Raw genomic sequence first — 18003 nt, forward strand, 5'->3', positions numbered from 1 at the left:
ATTCACGGAGAGAAGACTTTATGAATTTGGTTGTACTCCAGAACTGGCTGGACAATGCGTCCTTTGCCATATTATTCCTGACAATGCTGGTGTATTGGGGAGGAGCGGCTTTTCCAAATCTGCCTTATCTAGCCGCTTTGGGGACAGCTGGGATGGCGATCGCAAATTTGTGTATAGCTACTCTACTAGGGGCACGATGGATCGAAGCTGGTTACTTTCCCTTAAGTAATCTCTATGAATCTCTGTTTTTCTTAGCTTGGGGAATTACCGCCGTCCATCTGATTGCCGAAAATAGTAGCCGTAGCCGCTTAGTAGGAGTTGCGACATCTCCGGTAGCAATGGCTATTACTGCTTTTGCTACTATGACACTACCATCCCAGATGCAAGCGTCAGAACCCTTAGTACCTGCCTTGAAGTCAAATTGGCTGATGATGCATGTCAGCGTTATGATGCTGAGTTATTCTGCTTTGATGGTGGGTTCGTTATTAGCGATCGCTTTCTTAATTGTCACTCGCGGTCAAAATATTCAACTACAAGGTAGTTCTGTTGGTACTGGTGGCTATCGCAGCAACGGCTACCGCTTGCACAAAACCACTGAACTAATTTCTCAACCACCAACCCCTGCTGTCGAAAATAACGGCTTTGCTCGTTTTGAAACTAGTAGCAATGGCAACGGTAACAGTAATACGGCTGTTTTGAATTTAGTAACTACTCCTGAATCTCCAGCCGTTGCATCTGCTGAACCTCTTTCACCCCAGCGCCTTAGCCTTGCCGAAACCCTCGACAACATTAGTTATCGCATCATCGGACTAGGATTTCCCCTGCTGACAATTGGCATTATTGCCGGTGGCGTTTGGGCTAACGAAGCCTGGGGTTCCTACTGGAGTTGGGACCCGAAAGAAACTTGGGCATTAATCACCTGGTTAGTGTTTGCTGCCTACCTTCACGCCAGAATTACTCGCGGTTGGCAAGGGCGCCGTCCGGCAATTTTAGCCTCTGCTGGCTTGCTTGTTGTTTGGGTTTGCTATCTCGGTGTGAATCTTTTGGGTAAAGGTTTGCATTCTTACGGTTGGTTTTTCTAAGAACCGTTTAAATAAAACTACCTCACCCGCGCTACCGCGCACCCTCCCCTTGGTAAAGCTACGGTGTATACACAACAAGTCCTTTTCACCCCTTCTAACTCCCCCGATGCATTGGGGGAGAACCGGATATTTCCCCCCTTTGCAAGGGGGGATTAAGGGGGGTAAACCCAGGGTTTGCGCTTCATTAGCAAGATGTGTGTACACCGTAGCCGATGTTTTGGGGAGGGGTAAGGTGAGAATTATAGGCTAATTTACCAGACATCAAATTATTACTAAATTTTTATTTGACCAGCACTAAATCTATAAAATCATCATTTTATTTCGGATGAACTGTTATATCTCTGGAAAATATAAATTGATTGACAGGAGATTTTTATGGAAGATGGATTCGAGATCCTAAATCATGATGAAGTTGTGTCTATACAACCGGACACTTTTAATAAGTTAAATATTGCTAAAACTTTTAAAGTCCGCGATTTGATTACAGCAATTAAGGAATATGTTGGAGCAGAAGAAACAGATGAAGTAAATTTGTATACTCAAGGGTTAAATTGTGAAGTTTTACAATTTAGTACTTTGGGATGGAAAAAAGGAAAAGTGAGACTTGCTTTAGAATTTTGTCCTGATGAATCTGAGTCACCACTTGATGAAATTTTTCAAAAACTCAAACAAGTGGAAAATTAATACTCAATAAGCAAAATATCCCCAACTTCTTCAAGAATTCGGGGATATGAGCCTCTTGATGTTTACAAATAACCGAGAGACTAAACTACAAAATTATCCCGTTATATCGAAAAGCATTATCCCAAACATAATCAATCACTGCTTTCGCTTCATCTAAGGGTAAAACGTGACATGCTCCTTGGCGATCGTAGGCTAGTAAAGGGATTTCTGGTACTTTGTCTGTTGTTTTGCTATTTTGAATTACTTGGCCGCGAATATCTTCTAGATTGCTTAGAGGCCCTTGAATATCAAAGTTAATCTTTGTGCCTAATTTATTGTCCATCCAAGTTTCAATGCGAGAATCTAATTGTTGAGGAGTTAATGGTGTGGGGCTAGTCAGTAAGTGATAATATGCCAGAATAATTTCTTTACATTCTTCTTCTGCTAATTCCAGAAACATTTGAAAAACGCTATTATTGCTAGCTAAATTCTTGAAGAATAACGTATCAGTGACAATTTTTTGAAATTTAATTTTTTTATTTTTGTAATTAGTGTATTGCGTAAAGGCAAATCCACCCAAAGCGATCGCTAATGATAAAGCTGCCACCAAGACGGGCATAAAATTTCTCACCTTATCCAACTCTACATTTAATGATTCAACCCAAAAAGTAACGTTTAGTACTAGTAAAATTGCAGCAACTATTAATAATAAATTCGGCAATGTTCTTAATATTAAAGGAATTGCCGCGCCAATCGCCGGAATTCCAAATAGTAACCGATCTTTCCAGGTCATACTTGTTTTTACATTGGGAAAGATTAAGTCAACATCTAGTTTAGGAATATTTTTGTAGAAGTAAACATACATCTTACCGGGAATGAATTTTAATTCTTGGATCTTGTCTTTCTTCGCACGAAAGTAAGCTGCTTCTTTGAACTTGACTAATAAAACAATCCGTTCAAAAATATCAATCATCTTTTCTTCTTGCCAAAAGAAGAATTTTTTTACCGAAATTTTCTTAGAACTATCACCCCGGTAATAACAGATCAAGCGGTCAAAATCCTCAAAATTTACTTGAGTTTTCAATTCAATGAGAGATTTGGTTGCCAGCGCTCGTTTGAGAATCGATTCAGGCAAAAGAATATAATTAGCTCTTTCAACAATATGCCCAAAGGCTTCAACTACTTTCAACTCCATGTCATCATATTGCTCGAATGTTGGTGGAGTTATTGGTTGAATCTCTGCATTAGGGTTAAAAGGTACGTAGTTATCTTTGATAACTTCTAAGGTTTGGTGGAAGCGAAAGTGATAGTATGCAATGAGGATTTGGCAGAAATCTTGAAATTTTTTGACATCAGCTTTATCTAGCTGACCGTCTTGTAAGCAAAGTTTGATAATATCACTGCGAGTGTAGGGAATAAATGCTTCTCTATTTTCGGAAACAGCCATATTCAACAGATGAATCAGAATCTAACTAGGGTTTGCCACATCTCACGAAAACGGCGGCGATGAGACATTATGTTTTAATTGGTAATTAAATTCTAGTATCTTGGGTAGTAAATCTCGCAGTTTTTTCCTGAGCCAAGGGAAAAAGTGAGTAGAGATATTTGCTTTGCCTTGCACATCTCCAATGCGTTCTGTTATTTTCAAAGACTGATTGAAAAGTGCGTAGGCGTTGCCCGTCGTAGACATCGCTCGGCATAGATTCTGATTCTCTCATTTAAATTACTATCAAGATTCATTAACGAAATAAACCAGAACGATTGCGATCGCTCGGCGTAGATCCAGATTCTCTCACTTGAAAAAGGAAGTAGGGAAGAAATATTTTTCATGGTTCGTTGTGGATTTTTGCAGTACTGTATTGAATTGGTGTAAAAACTCATTAAAGGGGTTCAAAGACTCATTAATGAGTATCAAAGCCTCATTAATGGGGTTCAAAGCCTCATTACAGCAATTTTCATTCACTTAAATCACACTCTCGCATTCTTCTGTGCGCCTCTGCATGAGATAAAAAACCTTCGCTCCTGTAATTACGAATTACGAATTACGAATTACGCATTACCCTATCAAGACTTGCACTCACACTTTCAGAATCCGGTGACTTCAATCGCTGCAAAATCTCTAAAGCTGGTTGCAAATAGGATATCGCTTTAGTGTATTCACCCTGCTGTTCTGCCAAATCTCCTAACCTCCGCAGAGTCATTGCTTGAGTTCGGACATTACCAATGCGTTCATTTATTTCCAAAGACTGATTGAAAAGTGCGATCGCTTCATCTACTTCCCCTTTGTTAGCGTAAAGAATTCCCAGATTGCTCAACGTCACCGCTTTGCCTTGGACATTTCCAATGCGTTGTGTTATTTCCAAAGACTGATTGTAGAGTGCGATCGCTTTATCCACTTCCCCTTTGTTAGCGTAAAGAATTCCCAGATTGCTCAACATCGCGGCTTTGCTTTGGACATCACCAAGGCGTTCAGTTATTTCCAAAGTCCATTTGTAGAGTGCGATCGCTTCATCCACATCCCCTTTATTGGCGTAGATACCTGCTAATTCGTGCAATGTCACCGCTTTGGTTTGGACATCACCAATGCGTTCAGTTATTTCCAAAGACTGATTGTAGAGTGCGATCGCTTTATCCACATCCCCTTTGTTGGTGTAGATACCTGCTAGTTCGTGCAATGTCACCGCTTTATCCCATTCTCCTAAATCATGATAAGTGTCACCCAGTTCGTGGAGAACGCTGGCTTTGATTCCTGCTAAATTTTCATCTTCTTCAGTCAACTTCAAAGCTTTTAGCAAAAAATATTCTGCTTTTTCTACCTCAGCAATACTCTTATAAGCTGCCCCTAACTCCTGCAAAATAGTAATGCGGGTGCGTACATCAGTTGATTCTTCCATTAGCAAGCGCTCAAGTAAATCAATTCGCCCTTGCCTTTCTGCTAAATCTAAACTTCCTAATATTCTCTCCGACTGAATAGTTTTTTCAATAGCCAACTCTTGAGTAGACTGGACTGTTTGAAAATAAAATACTCCTTTTCTCCATGCCCAAAAATCTGGGGCATATTTTGCTAAACGTGTTAGAGCATGATCTGGCAGAAATATCAGTATAGGGTGAGGAACACTACTAGTAAAAGCGTCTCGCACAAAGTTCAAATCTTGCAGTACAGGGGGATATTCTCCAGATAAACCAATAGATTTTTCTGAACCGATAATAATTAAAACTAATTTTTTATCTGGTTCTAAATGAATTCCTTTTAAATCACGAATAATCTCATCCCTTAAAAAACGCAAATTAGGGTCGCCAAAATTGAGAAGTTCAAACTGAATATCATGACATTGAGGATGGTTATTGAGAATTTCAATTAAAGTATTTCTATCTTCTGCAAAATTAACAGCAACGAACCCAATCGTTAACTGAGTATCAGCAAAGTCAATAAAGGTTAATAATTCCGCTAATGACTGCTGATTTATTTGCACAAAAGTTTCTTTTTCTAAATTTAACTCAGGGGTTACTTGTGGTTGATTTGACTGCTTCTTGGAAAGCATGGATTTGCCTCACAACTGGATTAACATAATTCCAGCGATTTTTGCCGTTATATTCAAAAACCCAAAGATTGAACAGCATCAATCTGCCGATTTCATCTTTAGAAACATCTTTATTGACATATACCGCACCCAAAGCAGAATAGTATTCTGTTGATATACTGCGCTCAAAATTAAACTGCTCTTGCTTAATCGCATAAGTGATATCATCAGCTGTAACTTTGTCATGCTCACGAGTTGCTGCTGTAATAAATGCTTTTGATGCTATTTGCATCAATTGACGGATGTGACCGCCGCTTGCTTTTGCTAAATCTACTAATAGTTTACGCGATTCAAACACTGCGTCTACTTCAACTCTTTGTTCAATTAAACTCGTAATTGCTGTTATTCCCTCATCGTTATAATCTAACTCGTTTTTGTCTTGTTCAAACTCTATATCTAGTTCAGCGTCGGCTTCTATATAAATAACTTTATATTGAGATTCTCATTCTTGCTGAATCTTCCTTAATTCTGTACTTTTACCGCATCCCCGATGTCCAGTAAATAAAAGGCTGCAAAATTCGGCGGGTTCCAGAAAACTTAAGCGAGTTTTAATAGTATTAATTGCCTCTGTCTTGCGAACTTTCGATAAATTAACATAATAACGTTCAATGTCTTTATTACTCACTAGAGGAGCTACATCACAAACACGAAAAGCAGCTTTGAGCGTATTAGCACGATTAGCAGGTAAGGAACTTATTAGGTACTATTTATATTAAGAATTTATATATATTACAGCAGCAAAATCTTAAAGCTTCTAGGCGTTAGATAACTTTTAAAAATCACTAGCGCTCAACCAGAAGTATTGAAGTGGTAGTATGTTCAGGAATACCTGACGTTAGATTACCAACAGAATTGTATAATGTCTCTTGCTCCTTGGCGAGGTGCGATCGCTCATGCACTCCATCGCAACCGCAGCCTTGTTTATGCTCGTTACTTGCAACTAGCAACGCTACAAGCGAATGGTCGTCCCGCCAATCGTACCCTAGTCTTTCGCGGCTTTCTGGACAATACAAACCAGCTAAAATTTATCACGGATAACCGTAGCGCCAAAGCCGACCAAATACAGCAACAACCTTGGGCAGAAGTTTGCTGGTATTTCCCCAATACACGAGAACAATTCCGCATCGCTGGCTGTTTAACCCTAGTAAGCGGTGATGATTCTGACCAGGTTTTCCAGCCAGCGCGGATCGCAATGTGGCAAGAATTGAGTGATGCGGCGCGTTTACAGTTTGCTTGGCCGCATCCTGGTAAACTCAGAGTTGAAAACCCAGGAGCTTTTGCACCACCAGCACCCGAACCCGTGCAGCCAGTGCCTAATTTTTGTTTACTGCTACTCGATCCGGTGCAGGTAGATCACTTAGAATTACGCGGCGAACCACAAAATCGATGTCTTTATCACCGTGATGACCAGCAAGAGTGGTCTAGCCAAGCGATTAATCCTTAAATATTCGAGTAGAGACGCCATTAATGGCGTTTCTACAGTAGTTAGGAGTTGGAAACTGCAAACCTGACATTTATGATTTTTATTGAAAGCGATAGGAAACTTCATCCTGCAAGTGGCGTGGAGTTTTTTATTCCTCACTCCTCACTCTTAACTTCTCAATTTTTTAAATGCCAGCACCATCTAAAAATTCCTGGATGGTCTTATCCTTGAGGTTGCACCAGCGAGGATCGTGGGTTAGTTCATCCTCTTTCGTTGCTAAACTACCCACTAAAACAGGAGTTTTTTCTGAAGAATTGGTGCGCTGAAGGGTTTGTATTTGTTCTTCCAACGCTTCAATCCGGTCTACTAAAGCACGAATTACTTGAGCTTCTGAATCTGGTAAGTTATTGTGTTCAAGAGGTGAAACCCGAACTCCAGAACGATACATAATGCGCCCAGGCACACCTACCACAGTACAGTCTGAAGGCACATCTCTTAAAACAACAGAACCAGCCCCAATACGGACATTATTGCCAATTTGGATATTACCCAGTACCTTCGCTCCAGCTCCGACTACGACGTTTTCGCCCACAGTAGGATGGCGCTTGCCGCATTCTTTACCAGTACCCCCAAGGGTGACACCTTGATAAATTAGAGCATAGTCTCCGACGATCGCAGTTTCACCAATTACTACACCCATCCCGTGGTCAATAAACACACTTTGCCCAATTGTTGCACCAGGGTGGATTTCAATTCCAGTAAAAAACCGAGCCAAGTGAGAAATCAGGCGCGGAATAAAGGGAAGACCAACACTATACAGCCAGTGAGCCAGCCTATGGAATAACAAGGCTTGCAAACCAGGGTAACAAAATAAAACTTCCAACCAGTTACGGGCAGCTGGGTCACGTTCAAATATGATACGAAAGTCAGCACGCAGTATAGATAGCACGAGATAGCACCCTCGGAAAGCACAACAAGCTACTCTCCCATATTATCCTCTCAGGTGTTACACCTAAAAATTGGGCATTGGGCATTGGGCATTGGGCATTGGGCATTAGTTATTAATCACTTAACTCCTAACTCCTAACTCAGCACTCTCTACTTCACTGTTGCTCCACTTTCAAAGTATAATCACGCTTGACTCCAGGATTAAATGTACCTACCCAAATCCGATAGGTTCCCTTTTTCCAGTCGCGATCGCTAACGCTAGCATCTTTACTTTTGCCAGTATCATCGCCGCAACGAATTGTTGTTTTATCTGGGCCTTGGATGATTAAAGTGGTGTCGTTGTTGTTGCTATCAACTTGGATTGTTAGCTGAGGAAAGTCCTTTTCCAAAACCATAATGTGATCTGGTTTGGGATCGGCAAAGCCAATACAGGCTTTTTGATCGCGATCGCGGTTACTTATGGCAGACAATGAGTAAGAACCACCTGTAAACCCCTGTACTGTTCCTTGTGCTGAATCAAAGTTTGTTGATAAATTCAAAGTGGCAAAGTTTGCTGTCTGTGCGATTGCAGGGGTAGCTGTAATGGCGGTAAGTATAGCCAACAGCCAACCGCCGCGAAACTGAAGTCGAGGGCGACAGTATTTCATAGCAGCCCTCCAACAGGCTTTTAAATAAGTAGTGATATATACATATTCTAATAAAAAAATTCCAGTGAAATTTCAGTTGGTTGTGCCACAATCAAATGTGCCACAGTTGATGTTTTTGAAAGTGGACTGTTAATTGCTTGGTTATTTCTGGATCTAGACAGCAACATTAAATCGCGCCCGTTGATAGTGGAAAATTTTTGCTATCAAGACATTAATTACCAAATGCTACAGAATATCTACATAAATATTATGATGCAAGAAAGTAGAGAAGAGAAAAGAATTTTTTCCCTTCTCTACTTTGAGCTTTTATGAAAATCTCACGAATTATGGAGTTTGAAGAAAACGCCACCTTTGAGCGATCGCGTGTCAGTTCCATAACTACTGACTGTGAGCGATCGCAGGTTGTTAAAAAATGGTTTACCTAAAACTTCCACTAGTTTGAGAATCGGTACTTGACGCTCTAACAAATTCTGGCTCTTTGTCCAATCGAGATATACATAACCTTGGTTTGGTAGGGGAATTGCCGCGATACTATCTTTGAAATTAGGATTGTCAATTATGGAATTATCCTTGGTTGTGAGAATTTCATCGATCGTCTCCAAGTCAGACGCGAAAATTTCGTAATTTCCTAAAGTTGTGTGCAATCCCCGCACTTTTGTTTCAATGCTGAAAGATTCTCCTTCTTTGACATCACTTTTTTTTGTTGCTGTGGTTAACTCTGTCCAAGCAGATATTTTTTGCTTGTCTATAGTTAAGAAATTAATACTGAGTCCATTGGATGAGGCGATCGCATCTAATCGAGCAACACCTTTTTCCACACTCTCGGATTTTTCTACTACAAAAATCCAATGAGGAGTTGTTTGCTCTTTCGCCGGTAACAATGCTATGGCATATTCTCCTTGTACCCAACTGAAAATATCTTTTGGTAAATTTATACCCCAGCGTTTTTGGACATCTGCCAAAGGTTTTGCTAATCGAGAAACCACATCTTCCTCAGAACCATATATAGTTGCTGTTGCTTGTCTCCAGAGTTTGGCTAAATCACTGTCAGCCAAATTACTCAAATTCGAGCCGGAAATTGCTAAACCTGCGGATGCTGGAACATACTGCAATGCTCCCACAGGTTTAGATAGTGGTGCAGATGGAGGGACAATTTCCGATGAAGTCAAAATGCTGGTTTCTGCTAGCAATCCTTTTGGATTCAACACTAAAGATATGATTTGGCTGTTATAAAGTTGTTCTGGTAACTCTAACCCTTGCCATTTTGCGACGATGGGAAGATTCAAGAACGCTACAGCTAAACCTCCTTTGATCTGTTCTTTGGTAGCTTTTTGGTATTCGGGTGAGCTAGTCAAATTCAGATCGGGCGCTTGGACGTTATTGATAGCATCTCTTAGTACTTTGAGATCGTTGGCAAATAAGACAAAGTTTTCACCGACAACAGCACCAGCAAGCAAGTCTTGTTCTGGTTGAGAATTGTCAGAAATCAGTTTTACACCTTTATATTGTTCAACAGCTAAGGTTGCACCAGCTAAGGCTCGTTTGGAAAACAACAACTCGACAAACTCGCGGCTTTTCTCCGATTGCTTGGTTGCTAGTGCTAATAGATACCCTGGCTGCTGTCCGTTTTCTGGATCGCGATCGATATCTAAGGTAGTAATAGCTAATGTAATTTCGTCCCCTAACCAGGGTTGAATGTCTTGTTTGTAATCTATGCCACTCTTGGCGAATAAACTGGTTTTGAGTTTAGATAGTTCTTCTTCGCGCTCCAACGCCTGCAAATGGTCAGGATTGGTCAATAATGAAACCATTGCAGGAGAAAGTTTCGACACGAATATGGCTGCACCAGGCCCAGAGCTAGAAGCAATGAGGTTAGCCGGACTTTTAGCGAAAAACCAGTAAAAGCCTGCGATCGCAATTACTAGCAGGGCGATCGCCCCAGCGACGATAAAACCGATAAATGAACGTTGCCTATTCACATTAAACCTATTAAAAAAGACGGTTTACAGCCATTTAAGCAGAAAGCCTAGCAGAATTAATCAACCTTCTTGAGAATGGATACTCATGCAAAGGCAGAGATTTTCTGTCACCATAAATAGGATTAAGACTGTTTATCGGGAATTCTTTTAGTCAACCCATGAACCAAATTAGTGTAGAAGAACTGGCGCAACGTCTTTCTTCTAGTGATGTAAGTATTCAGCTAGTAGATGTGCGTGAACCAGAAGAATTGGCGATCGCTAGCATTGAGGGCTTTGTTAACCTACCTTTAAGTCAATTTGCCGAATGGGGAGATCGAGTACCTACCCTCTTCAATCCCGAAGCCGAAACCTTGGTGTTATGCCACCACGGCATCCGCTCTGCCCAAATGTGCCAGTGGTTGATTGCTCAAGGTTTTACAAATGTGCAAAATATTTCGGGTGGTATTGATGCCTATTCCCAATTAGTAGACTCTTCAATTCCCCAGTATTAGCTTATGCTCGGATAGATCATTCAGATGGAACTTACTCTTCCATCTGAATTTTGCTATGCTAAACATAGAAGTACATCTATTTAAAGGCTTGCCGGAAAGTTTGAAATTTGGGCATCACCTACATCTGCATAAAAATGTTGGATTGCTCTAAATTACAGTTCGGCAGTAACCCCTGAAGAAAATACGTATCTAATAATACTGTTGCAAGCATAAATTTATGCAAAAGTACGGTTAGAAAAAAGCATCGGAGGGGTACATTATAACTAGCAGCTTTTGCAAAAAAATTGAGCTACTAGTTCAACCCTAATCTTAAAAAATGCTTTGTATATAAACTTTAAAAATACTTATCATAATATAGTTAGATAATTTGATATCTTAATAAATTATTAATATTTTCTGTTTCGATTAAATCCACAAATTTCTTGAGAGTTTGATTAAAATCTGCCTTCAGCAAAACATACCATAATGGAAGTTCAGTTAACAAATCGACAACAGCATATACTTTGGGCAACGGTACGTCACTACATAGCTACGGCAGAGCCAGTTGGTTCAAAGGCTTTGGTTGAGGAGTACGATCTGGGTGTAAGCTCGGCGACAATTCGCAATGTCATGGGTGTTTTAGAAAAGTCTGGATTGCTCTACCAACCACACGCTTCTGCTGGACGTGTACCTTCAGATTCAGGGTATCGCATTTATGTTGACCAGCTAATTACACCTTCTCTGCGGTCGCGCAGCGTGTCGCAGACAGACGCTACGCGGAGCTTGCTTCCACAAAGTGCTACGGAAATTTTAGGGCGAGAAGTAGAGGTGGCATTGCAAAAGCAGCTACAGTGGCAAGATCGGAGTTTAGAAACCCTACTGCAAGGAGCCGCGCAGATTTTAGCAACCTTGAGTGGTTGTATTAGCTTGATTACTATACCGCAAACGACCACAGCGCTATTGCGACATCTGCAATTAATGCAAATTGAAGCCGGACGGATCATGCTGATTGTGGTGACAGATGGTTATGAGACACATTCTAAATTGATGGATTTGTCGCTAACACCAGAAGAAAGCCAACGGGATTCAGAGGTAATAGATCGCGAGTTGCAGATTGTTTCTAACTTTTTGAATAGTCACCTGCGGGGGCGAAGTCTGTTGGAGTTAGGCCACCTCAACTGGAGCGAACTAGATCAAGAATTCCAACGCTACGGGGAATTTTTGAAAAACTCAGTTGCCGAATTGACTCGTCGCACTCTTGCACCGACTGCAACCCAAATTATGGTTCGGGGTGTGTCAGAAGTTTTGCGCCAGCCAGAATTTTCCCAGTTACAGCAAGTACAAACAATTATCCACCTGCTGGAAGAAGAACAAGACCAACTGTGGCGATTAATATTTGAAGAACCAGAACTAGAGGATGGTGGAAAACCAAAAGTAACGGTTCGCATTGGCGCAGAAAATCCATTAGAACCGATACGCACCTGCACCTTGATTTCTTCTAACTATCGCCGAGGTTCGATACCCGTAGGAAGTGTAGGAGTTTTGGGGCCAACGCGTCTAGATTATGAAAGTGCGATCGCAGTAGTAGCATCTGCTGCTGATTATCTCTCAGAAGCTTTGAGTTATTTCAATCCTTAATTAGCGGTTAATCTTTAGGAACAAGCCGCTACGCCTCTAGGGGAGGAAACAATACCACATAGCAAGCACATAGCCGTATTTGTAACGGCAAAATCAATAATTAATACTACTTAAATCTTTCATGCTTAGAAAAATTGCCTTTAGTCTACTGTGGCTGGGATTTGTTGTCTATGGTTTTTTTCTCGCACCTCCTGAGCAACCTGGTACATTCGAGTTAATTAAAAACCTTTCTATTGGGCAGTGGCAAGGCATAAACCCGTTAGTCATAGCATTATTCAACCTCATGGGCATCTGGCCTCTTATTTACAGCGCAGTAGTCTTTATTGATGGTAGAGGACAAAAAATACCTGCTTGGCTGTTTGCTACTGTCTCTTTCGGAGTTGGTGCTTTTGCATTGTTGCCGTACTTAGCCTTTAGAGAACCAAATAATAAATTTGTCGGTAAAAAGAATACCTTGCTCAAGCTGTTAGATTCTCGTGTGACTGGGGTTGTCTTGATGGTAGCCACCGTTATTCTAGCTGTCTATGGTTTAAGAGGAGGAGATTGGAGTAATTTTGTGCAACAGTGGCAAACCAACCGCTTCATCAATGTGATGAGTTTAGATTTCTGTCTACTTTGCCTATTATTTCCAGCTGTCCTAGGGGATGATATGGCGCGTCGTGATTGGAAAAATCCACAGATATTCTGGCTAATAGCGTTGATACCGCTATTAGGCCCATTGATTTATTTGTGTGTACGTCCACCTCTACCAGACGTAGGTGTTGAGGCAATACGCAGTCAGCAAACAGCTGCAAATTAAAGCACTTTTTAATTCCTAATTAAAGACAGTTTCAGTTGGAGATTTAGTCCCCAACTGAAACAAAAATCACGTATATATTTACTCCTATTTTTCAACAAGCTAAGGGCAGCGTTCTACAAAAAGGTGGATTTAGACGCAAAAAATACGAACTATAAATTAGTAATTATGTTAAATGCACCCATCTAAAAATGATGAATAGAAAAGTTGCATTGTGGTTACTATGGCTTGGATTTGTCGCCTATATCTTACTGTTAGCACCGCCCTTGCATTTACAGGAAACCCTAATTCTGCTGAAAAATATATTTACTCTTCAGTGGCTTGACATAAATCCAATTATCCTTTCCTTGTTTTCTTTAGTCGGGATCTGGTTACTAATTTACAGTGGTTTGTTGTTCATTGATGGCAGAATGCAACGAATTCCTTTTTGGCCTTTTGCCTTGGCATCAGTAGGATCGGGAGTGCTTGGTTTATTACCATATTTGGCTTTTCGCGAACAAAATCAAGAATTTTCTGGACAAAAGGATACTTTTTTACAGCTGCTAGATTCTCGTTTTTTTGGGATTGTTTTGAGTTTAAGTACTGTTGGCTTGCTCACCTATGGGTTTGTCTTAGGTGACTGGGGAGATTTTGTGCAGCAGTTTCAAGGCGATCGCTTTATTAATGGCATGAGCTTGGCATTTTGCCTTTTTTGTCTTTTATTCCCCACAATCCTTGGCGATGATATGGCTCGTCATCACTGGAATAATCCCCAGGTGTTTTGGGCAGTAGCGTTTGTCCTGCTACTCGGCCCACTTGTTTATCTTTGCTTGCGCCCGCCCTTACCATCAACTATTCGTGAAGAATCGTTGATAGCTAATCGGTAGTAAATTTCTTCTATTGATCGCCAAGGTTCACTGCCAGAAAGAAGTGTGGGAGTTTTGGGGGCAACGCACCTAGATGATAAAAGTGCAGAGCCTCCCTTTTTTCAGTAAATTGGGGACTTCCTGTTGTGGGTGCGTAAATCCCAAGAGAAAATTTTTTCTGAAAGTACTTTACAAAACGCAATAAATTCTTTAATATGTGTAACAGGTAGTCAAACCTACCTAAATTCATCTGCAAATAATCGCATTTATAAAACAATGACAACAACCTTACAACAGCGCCAAAGCGCCAATGTATGGGATCGATTCTGCGAATGGATCACCAGCACCAATAACCGGATCTACATCGGTTGGTTCGGCGTAGTCATGATCCCCACCTTGCTAGCCGCCACCGCTTGCTTCGTAATCGCCTTCATCGCTGCTCCTCCAGTAGACATCGATGGAATCCGCGAACCAGTAGCAGGTTCCTTGATTTACGGAAACAACATCATCTCCGGTGCAGTTGTTCCTTCCTCCAACGCCATCGGTTTGCACTTCTACCCAATTTGGGAAGCAGCTTCTCTTGATGAGTGGTTGTACAACGGCGGTCCTTACCAGTTGGTAATCTTCCACTTCCTGATTGGCGTATTCTGCTACATGGGTCGTGAATGGGAACTATCCTACCGCTTAGGAATGCGTCCTTGGATTGCTATAGCATATTCAGCACCAGTTGCAGCAGCAAGTGCAGTATTCTTGGTATACCCCATCGGACAAGGTTCATTCTCTGACGGTATGCCTTTGGGTATCTCAGGAACCTTCAACTTCATGATCGTGTTCCAAGCAGAACACAACATCTTGATGCACCCCTTCCACCAGTTAGGTGTAGCAGGTGTATTCGGCGGAAGCTTGTTCAGTGCAATGCACGGTTCTTTGGTAACTTCTTCCTTGGTTCGTGAAACAACTGAAACCGAGTCTCAAAACTACGGTTACAAATTCGGTCAAGAAGAAGAAACCTACAACATCGTTGCAGCCCACGGCTACTTCGGTCGTCTAATCTTCCAATACGCTTCCTTCAACAACAGCCGTTCGCTGCACTTCTTCCTCGCAGCATGGCCTGTAATCGGAATCTGGTTCACCGCCTTGGGTGTAAGCACAATGGCGTTCAACTTGAACGGTTTCAACTTCAACCAATCAATCATTGATTCTGAAGGTCGTGTGATTTCAACTTGGGCGGATGTAATCAACCGCGCTAACCTGGGTATGGAAGTAATGCACGAGCGTAACGCTCACAACTTCCCTCTGGATTTGGCTGCTGGTGATTCTGCTCCTGTAGCTCTTACCGCTCCTGCTATCAACGGTTAATCATAATCTGAGATACGCTCTTCACGATTTTCTATAAATAAAAGACGCTCTCCCGAAAGGGGGGGCGTTTTTGCATTGGGTTAATTGCTACGTTACAGCTATTTTCAGATAAATAGACAACGCGGTAGGGGCGCAAGGCTTGCGCCCCTACTTTTTTGAAGTGCAAAATCGCCTTTATCGGTGAGAACTTAGGAAATAATTATCAAAAAGTAAATTTTACGGGTAATAATTGCTAGCAGCGCAGATAATTGCCTGAAAGCTAAAGTATAAGGAGAAGCCAAAAATGATTTTACACCGTGGGCATAGGGTAGTAGCCGCTTTGTTGCTGTCGGTGGTACTACTGACAACAGCCTGTAGTCCAAAAACACCGGGACGTTTTGACCAGGCACAAAAAGAAAGCACTCAACAAAAAAGCGGTCAATCGGTAGCTAAAACCGCAACTCAGGGTAGCGAATTTAATCAACTTTTTCCAAAAGCTGGTGATGGCTACCAACGCGTCTATACCCAAGAGAAAAAAGGCTTTGCGGAAGCGAAGTTGAAAAAAGGCGGTAAAGATATAGCGTTGCTGTCTATTTCTGATACCACTAGCACACCCAATGCAGCAGCAAAGTTCTCGAAAAGCACTAAAAAAATTGGCGGTTATCCTGCAATAGAAGTTGGTAAAACGCAAACTGCAATTTTGGTAGGCAAGTACCAAGTAAAAGCACTTTCTCGCGATCCGTCATTTACAGCTAGCGATCGCGAAGATTGGCTAGAGAAGTTTAATCTTAATGGTTTGGCTAGACTGAAATGATTTGCACTCCTAACATTCAGATAATAAAACCTAAATAAGGAGATTTTTGTGAGTAAATCGATTGTTGAGTTAGTCGATCAATTGCCAACTGGCGGCTTGACTGTTTCTATGTTGAAGTCTCTCGATTTTGTTGCTCCTGGAGAGTGGCAAAATACCGTTGGCTTTGTTAATACTATCAAGAAAGTCACTGGCGAAGACGACGAAGATTTAATTCAGCAAATTGGCGAACGAGCGATTTATCTATTCAATGATAAATCCCAAGGATACCAAACAGCCTTGTGGTTATATCAAACTGTTGATAATACAGATAAAGCGCTTGGTGCAGCAGCTTTAGCTAACAAAGTCGGCGAAAAAATTCCTTTGTTGGGTTTTTTAAACTCTGTCACTCCCAAACCTGATAAAGCCCAAACTATCGATCTGACATTAAAATTAGTGGCTGAGTTAGTAGCCTTCTGTCAGATTAACGGCATTCCGGGAGACAGTATTGGGGATTTTGTCGCCTCTTTAGGAGAGTACAGTGGTGAGTCGCTGATCCGCATGGTGGCATTAGTTTGCGTTGATGGTTTGATACCTTTGGGCCCAGATTTTATCAGCAAAGCGATATCTGGGCTGAATCAAACAAATCCACAGGAGTTAGAACAAAACTCAACTTTCCAAAATATCAAAGATGTGATTCCAGGGAGCAATGCTGGCAGTAAACTTAACTTTATCGGTGAAAGCTTTGACTCTGTGAAAGGTTGGATGAGTGGGTTAGTTAGCGCCAATAATTTAACGCCGCAAAAGGTTGTCCACAACTTGCAAAGTTTTACTGATATTGCTGATGACAAGTTGGACTACCTTGCAGCATTCCTGGATGTAGCAACAAATTATTATGAGCACACTGGCACGCAAACTTTAGCACATCGCTTGATTGAACGCGCAGTAGCTGAGATTTAGGTTAATGGGGACTGGGGACTGGGGACTAAAGATTAGGAAGCAAGATTTCCTAATACCCAATACCCAGTCCCTATTGGGGTAAATGCAAATCTGCGGCGATCGCATACAAGTAAGGTTGAAAAATAGCCAAGTTTTCTAGTTTATCAAATTTACCTGTTTGCGTACCTGTGTCAAATGCAGTAGTAATTACGTAAAGTTGAGTGCCATCAAAGGCAACATGACCGATATGTTGCTCTTGTACTTCACCTTGCTGCTTAAGTCCGACGAACCCATAGCGAATTCCCTGAAGCTTACCAATGGTTACTGGTTGCGGTGGGTAGGCTGAGAAAATAATTTGTTTTCCATATTTACCCTGTCGATCTTTGGCAAACGCAGTGTAGCGATCTGCAACCCAAGTCTTAAGTACTGGTAATAACTGGGTTTGGTACTTAGGACTTTGGTAGTCTACTAGAGAAGCAGTTGGAATACGAGCTGCCAAGAGTTTCTTTCGGAAATCCTCATTGTTTGCTAATGGGTAAATATTAATCTCAACTGTACCCAAACGTTTTCCTTTGGAGGAGACACACAACAGGGGTGCATTTCCTTCACAGGGATAAATTTGCCAGTTAGTTGGAGCAGCAGTACTTCCCAGGATTTTCTGCCAGATATTTTCCTGATTAGAGTTGAGAAGTTTGGCAACGGTAGGAGGTTTTACTACTTTGGGTGGAGAAAATTGGGGTAAAAAAAATTTGGCTACCACCGGTATTGACACCAGCAAAATAGAACCTAGTAATAAATGATAAAGTCGTAACATTTTTTCAAAATCCAGAGCCAGGGATTGCAGACTAACGATATCTACAATAC

At 41.3% G+C, this 18003-nt stretch carries 19 protein-coding genes; 10 read left to right on the forward strand and 9 right to left on the reverse strand.

The window, feature by feature from the left end; genetic code table 11:
• The first annotated feature begins 20 nt into the window (after positions 1-20).
• Entirely contained in the window at positions 21-1082 is a 1062-nt protein-coding gene (gene ccsB, locus RMZ42_RS25155; protein ID WP_322673974.1) for a c-type cytochrome biogenesis protein CcsB, read from the forward strand.
• Positions 1083-1457: 375 nt separating this feature from the next.
• The gene (locus RMZ42_RS25160; protein WP_322673975.1) at positions 1458-1766 is read left to right on the forward strand and encodes a KGK domain-containing protein; all 309 of its coding nucleotides are present in this window, start codon (positions 1458-1460) and stop codon (positions 1764-1766) included.
• 85 nt (positions 1767-1851) lie between these two features.
• Here the strand turns inward: RMZ42_RS25160 and RMZ42_RS25165 are convergent, their stop codons facing one another.
• The 5 genes from RMZ42_RS25165 to RMZ42_RS25185 all read right to left on the reverse strand — a co-directional run bounded on the left by RMZ42_RS25165 (position 1852) and on the right by RMZ42_RS25185 (position 5951).
• Positions 1852-3192, reverse strand: a complete 1341-nt coding sequence (locus RMZ42_RS25165) for a TMEM143 family protein (protein ID WP_322673976.1) — start codon at positions 3190-3192, stop codon at positions 1852-1854.
• A gap of 42 nt (positions 3193-3234) precedes the next feature.
• On the reverse strand, positions 3235-3435 hold the full coding sequence (locus RMZ42_RS25170) for a hypothetical protein (RefSeq protein ID WP_322673977.1): 201 nt from the start codon (positions 3433-3435) through the stop codon (positions 3235-3237).
• 352 nt (positions 3436-3787) lie between these two features.
• A complete protein-coding gene (locus tag RMZ42_RS25175) occupies positions 3788-5287 on the reverse strand; it encodes a tetratricopeptide repeat protein (RefSeq protein WP_322673978.1) in 1500 nt (499 codons plus the stop codon).
• The gene (locus RMZ42_RS25180) at positions 5244-5624 is read right to left on the reverse strand and encodes a hypothetical protein (RefSeq protein ID WP_322673979.1); all 381 of its coding nucleotides are present in this window, start codon (positions 5622-5624) and stop codon (positions 5244-5246) included. The genes RMZ42_RS25175 and RMZ42_RS25180 overlap by 44 nt, the downstream gene beginning before the upstream one ends.
• A gap of 144 nt (positions 5625-5768) precedes the next feature.
• The gene (locus RMZ42_RS25185; protein WP_322673980.1) at positions 5769-5951 is read right to left on the reverse strand and encodes a hypothetical protein; all 183 of its coding nucleotides are present in this window, start codon (positions 5949-5951) and stop codon (positions 5769-5771) included.
• Between the two features lie 234 nt (positions 5952-6185).
• On the opposite strand from RMZ42_RS25185, the gene RMZ42_RS25190 reads away from it, so the two are divergent.
• Positions 6186-6770, forward strand: a complete 585-nt coding sequence (locus RMZ42_RS25190) for an Npun_F5749 family FMN-dependent PPOX-type flavoprotein (protein ID WP_322673981.1) — start codon at positions 6186-6188, stop codon at positions 6768-6770.
• 163 nt (positions 6771-6933) lie between these two features.
• Here the strand turns inward: RMZ42_RS25190 and cysE are convergent, their stop codons facing one another.
• The 3 genes from cysE to RMZ42_RS25205 all read right to left on the reverse strand — a co-directional run bounded on the left by cysE (position 6934) and on the right by RMZ42_RS25205 (position 10323).
• Positions 6934-7698, reverse strand: a complete 765-nt coding sequence (cysE, locus tag RMZ42_RS25195) for a serine O-acetyltransferase (protein ID WP_322673982.1) — start codon at positions 7696-7698, stop codon at positions 6934-6936.
• 154 nt (positions 7699-7852) lie between these two features.
• Positions 7853-8344 carry a hypothetical protein gene (locus RMZ42_RS25200; RefSeq protein ID WP_322673983.1) on the reverse strand — a complete coding sequence of 164 codons (492 nt, stop codon included), beginning with the start codon at positions 8342-8344 and terminating at the stop codon, positions 7853-7855.
• Between the two features lie 317 nt (positions 8345-8661).
• Positions 8662-10323, reverse strand: coding sequence for a DUF3352 domain-containing protein (locus tag RMZ42_RS25205; RefSeq protein WP_322673984.1), 1662 nt, complete (start codon positions 10321-10323; stop codon positions 8662-8664).
• Positions 10324-10481: 158 nt separating this feature from the next.
• Between RMZ42_RS25205 and RMZ42_RS25210 the strand changes: the two genes are divergently transcribed.
• The 7 genes from RMZ42_RS25210 (at position 10482) to RMZ42_RS25240 (ending at position 17160) form a co-directional block, all read left to right on the forward strand.
• Positions 10482-10814, forward strand: coding sequence for a rhodanese-like domain-containing protein (locus RMZ42_RS25210; RefSeq protein WP_322673985.1), 333 nt, complete (start codon positions 10482-10484; stop codon positions 10812-10814).
• A gap of 465 nt (positions 10815-11279) precedes the next feature.
• Positions 11280-12431 (forward strand): heat-inducible transcriptional repressor HrcA, encoded by a 1152-nt coding sequence (locus tag RMZ42_RS25215; RefSeq protein ID WP_322673986.1) that lies wholly within the window; start codon positions 11280-11282, stop codon positions 12429-12431.
• Positions 12432-12552: 121 nt separating this feature from the next.
• On the forward strand, positions 12553-13230 hold the full coding sequence (locus RMZ42_RS25220) for a DUF2834 domain-containing protein (RefSeq protein ID WP_322673987.1): 678 nt from the start codon (positions 12553-12555) through the stop codon (positions 13228-13230).
• Positions 13231-13421: 191 nt separating this feature from the next.
• Positions 13422-14093 carry a hypothetical protein gene (locus tag RMZ42_RS25225; protein WP_322674024.1) on the forward strand — a complete coding sequence of 224 codons (672 nt, stop codon included), beginning with the start codon at positions 13422-13424 and terminating at the stop codon, positions 14091-14093.
• A gap of 255 nt (positions 14094-14348) precedes the next feature.
• The gene (gene psbA, locus RMZ42_RS25230; RefSeq protein WP_322674025.1) at positions 14349-15431 is read left to right on the forward strand and encodes a photosystem II q(b) protein; all 1083 of its coding nucleotides are present in this window, start codon (positions 14349-14351) and stop codon (positions 15429-15431) included.
• A gap of 283 nt (positions 15432-15714) precedes the next feature.
• Positions 15715-16224, forward strand: a complete 510-nt coding sequence (locus tag RMZ42_RS25235; RefSeq protein ID WP_322673988.1) for a hypothetical protein — start codon at positions 15715-15717, stop codon at positions 16222-16224.
• A gap of 48 nt (positions 16225-16272) precedes the next feature.
• The gene (locus RMZ42_RS25240) at positions 16273-17160 is read left to right on the forward strand and encodes a hypothetical protein (protein ID WP_322673989.1); all 888 of its coding nucleotides are present in this window, start codon (positions 16273-16275) and stop codon (positions 17158-17160) included.
• 70 nt (positions 17161-17230) lie between these two features.
• On the opposite strand, the gene RMZ42_RS25245 is transcribed toward RMZ42_RS25240, so the two are convergent.
• The gene (locus RMZ42_RS25245) at positions 17231-17953 is read right to left on the reverse strand and encodes a hypothetical protein (RefSeq protein WP_322673990.1); all 723 of its coding nucleotides are present in this window, start codon (positions 17951-17953) and stop codon (positions 17231-17233) included.
• Positions 17954-18003 lie beyond the last annotated feature (50 nt).

Source organism: Nostoc sp. DedQUE05, assembly GCF_034530955.1.
Lineage (GTDB): Bacteria > Cyanobacteriota > Cyanobacteriia > Cyanobacteriales > Nostocaceae > Nostoc.

Bases quoted from the DNA above. Each gene is read 5' to 3' on its own strand.
- RMZ42_RS25175 (WP_322673978.1), bottom strand. From the start codon at position 5,287: ATGCTTTCCAAGAAGCAGTCAAATCAACCACAAGTAACCCCTGAGTTA.
- RMZ42_RS25235 (WP_322673988.1), top strand. From the start codon at position 15,715: ATGATTTTACACCGTGGGCATAGGGTAGTAGCCGCTTTGTTGCTGTCG.
- RMZ42_RS25190 (WP_322673981.1), top strand. From the start codon at position 6,186: ATGTCTCTTGCTCCTTGGCGAGGTGCGATCGCTCATGCACTCCATCGC.
- RMZ42_RS25225 (WP_322674024.1), top strand. From the start codon at position 13,422: ATGAATAGAAAAGTTGCATTGTGGTTACTATGGCTTGGATTTGTCGCC.
- RMZ42_RS25165 (WP_322673976.1), bottom strand. From the start codon at position 3,192: ATGGCTGTTTCCGAAAATAGAGAAGCATTTATTCCCTACACTCGCAGT.
- RMZ42_RS25170 (WP_322673977.1), bottom strand. From the start codon at position 3,435: ATGTCTACGACGGGCAACGCCTACGCACTTTTCAATCAGTCTTTGAAA.
- RMZ42_RS25215 (WP_322673986.1), top strand. From the start codon at position 11,280: ATGGAAGTTCAGTTAACAAATCGACAACAGCATATACTTTGGGCAACG.
- RMZ42_RS25200 (WP_322673983.1), bottom strand. From the start codon at position 8,344: ATGAAATACTGTCGCCCTCGACTTCAGTTTCGCGGCGGTTGGCTGTTG.
- RMZ42_RS25220 (WP_322673987.1), top strand. From the start codon at position 12,553: ATGCTTAGAAAAATTGCCTTTAGTCTACTGTGGCTGGGATTTGTTGTC.
- ccsB (WP_322673974.1), top strand. From the start codon at position 21: ATGAATTTGGTTGTACTCCAGAACTGGCTGGACAATGCGTCCTTTGCC.
- RMZ42_RS25245 (WP_322673990.1), bottom strand. From the start codon at position 17,953: ATGTTACGACTTTATCATTTATTACTAGGTTCTATTTTGCTGGTGTCA.
- RMZ42_RS25160 (WP_322673975.1), top strand. From the start codon at position 1,458: ATGGAAGATGGATTCGAGATCCTAAATCATGATGAAGTTGTGTCTATA.
- RMZ42_RS25210 (WP_322673985.1), top strand. From the start codon at position 10,482: ATGAACCAAATTAGTGTAGAAGAACTGGCGCAACGTCTTTCTTCTAGT.
- psbA (WP_322674025.1), top strand. From the start codon at position 14,349: ATGACAACAACCTTACAACAGCGCCAAAGCGCCAATGTATGGGATCGA.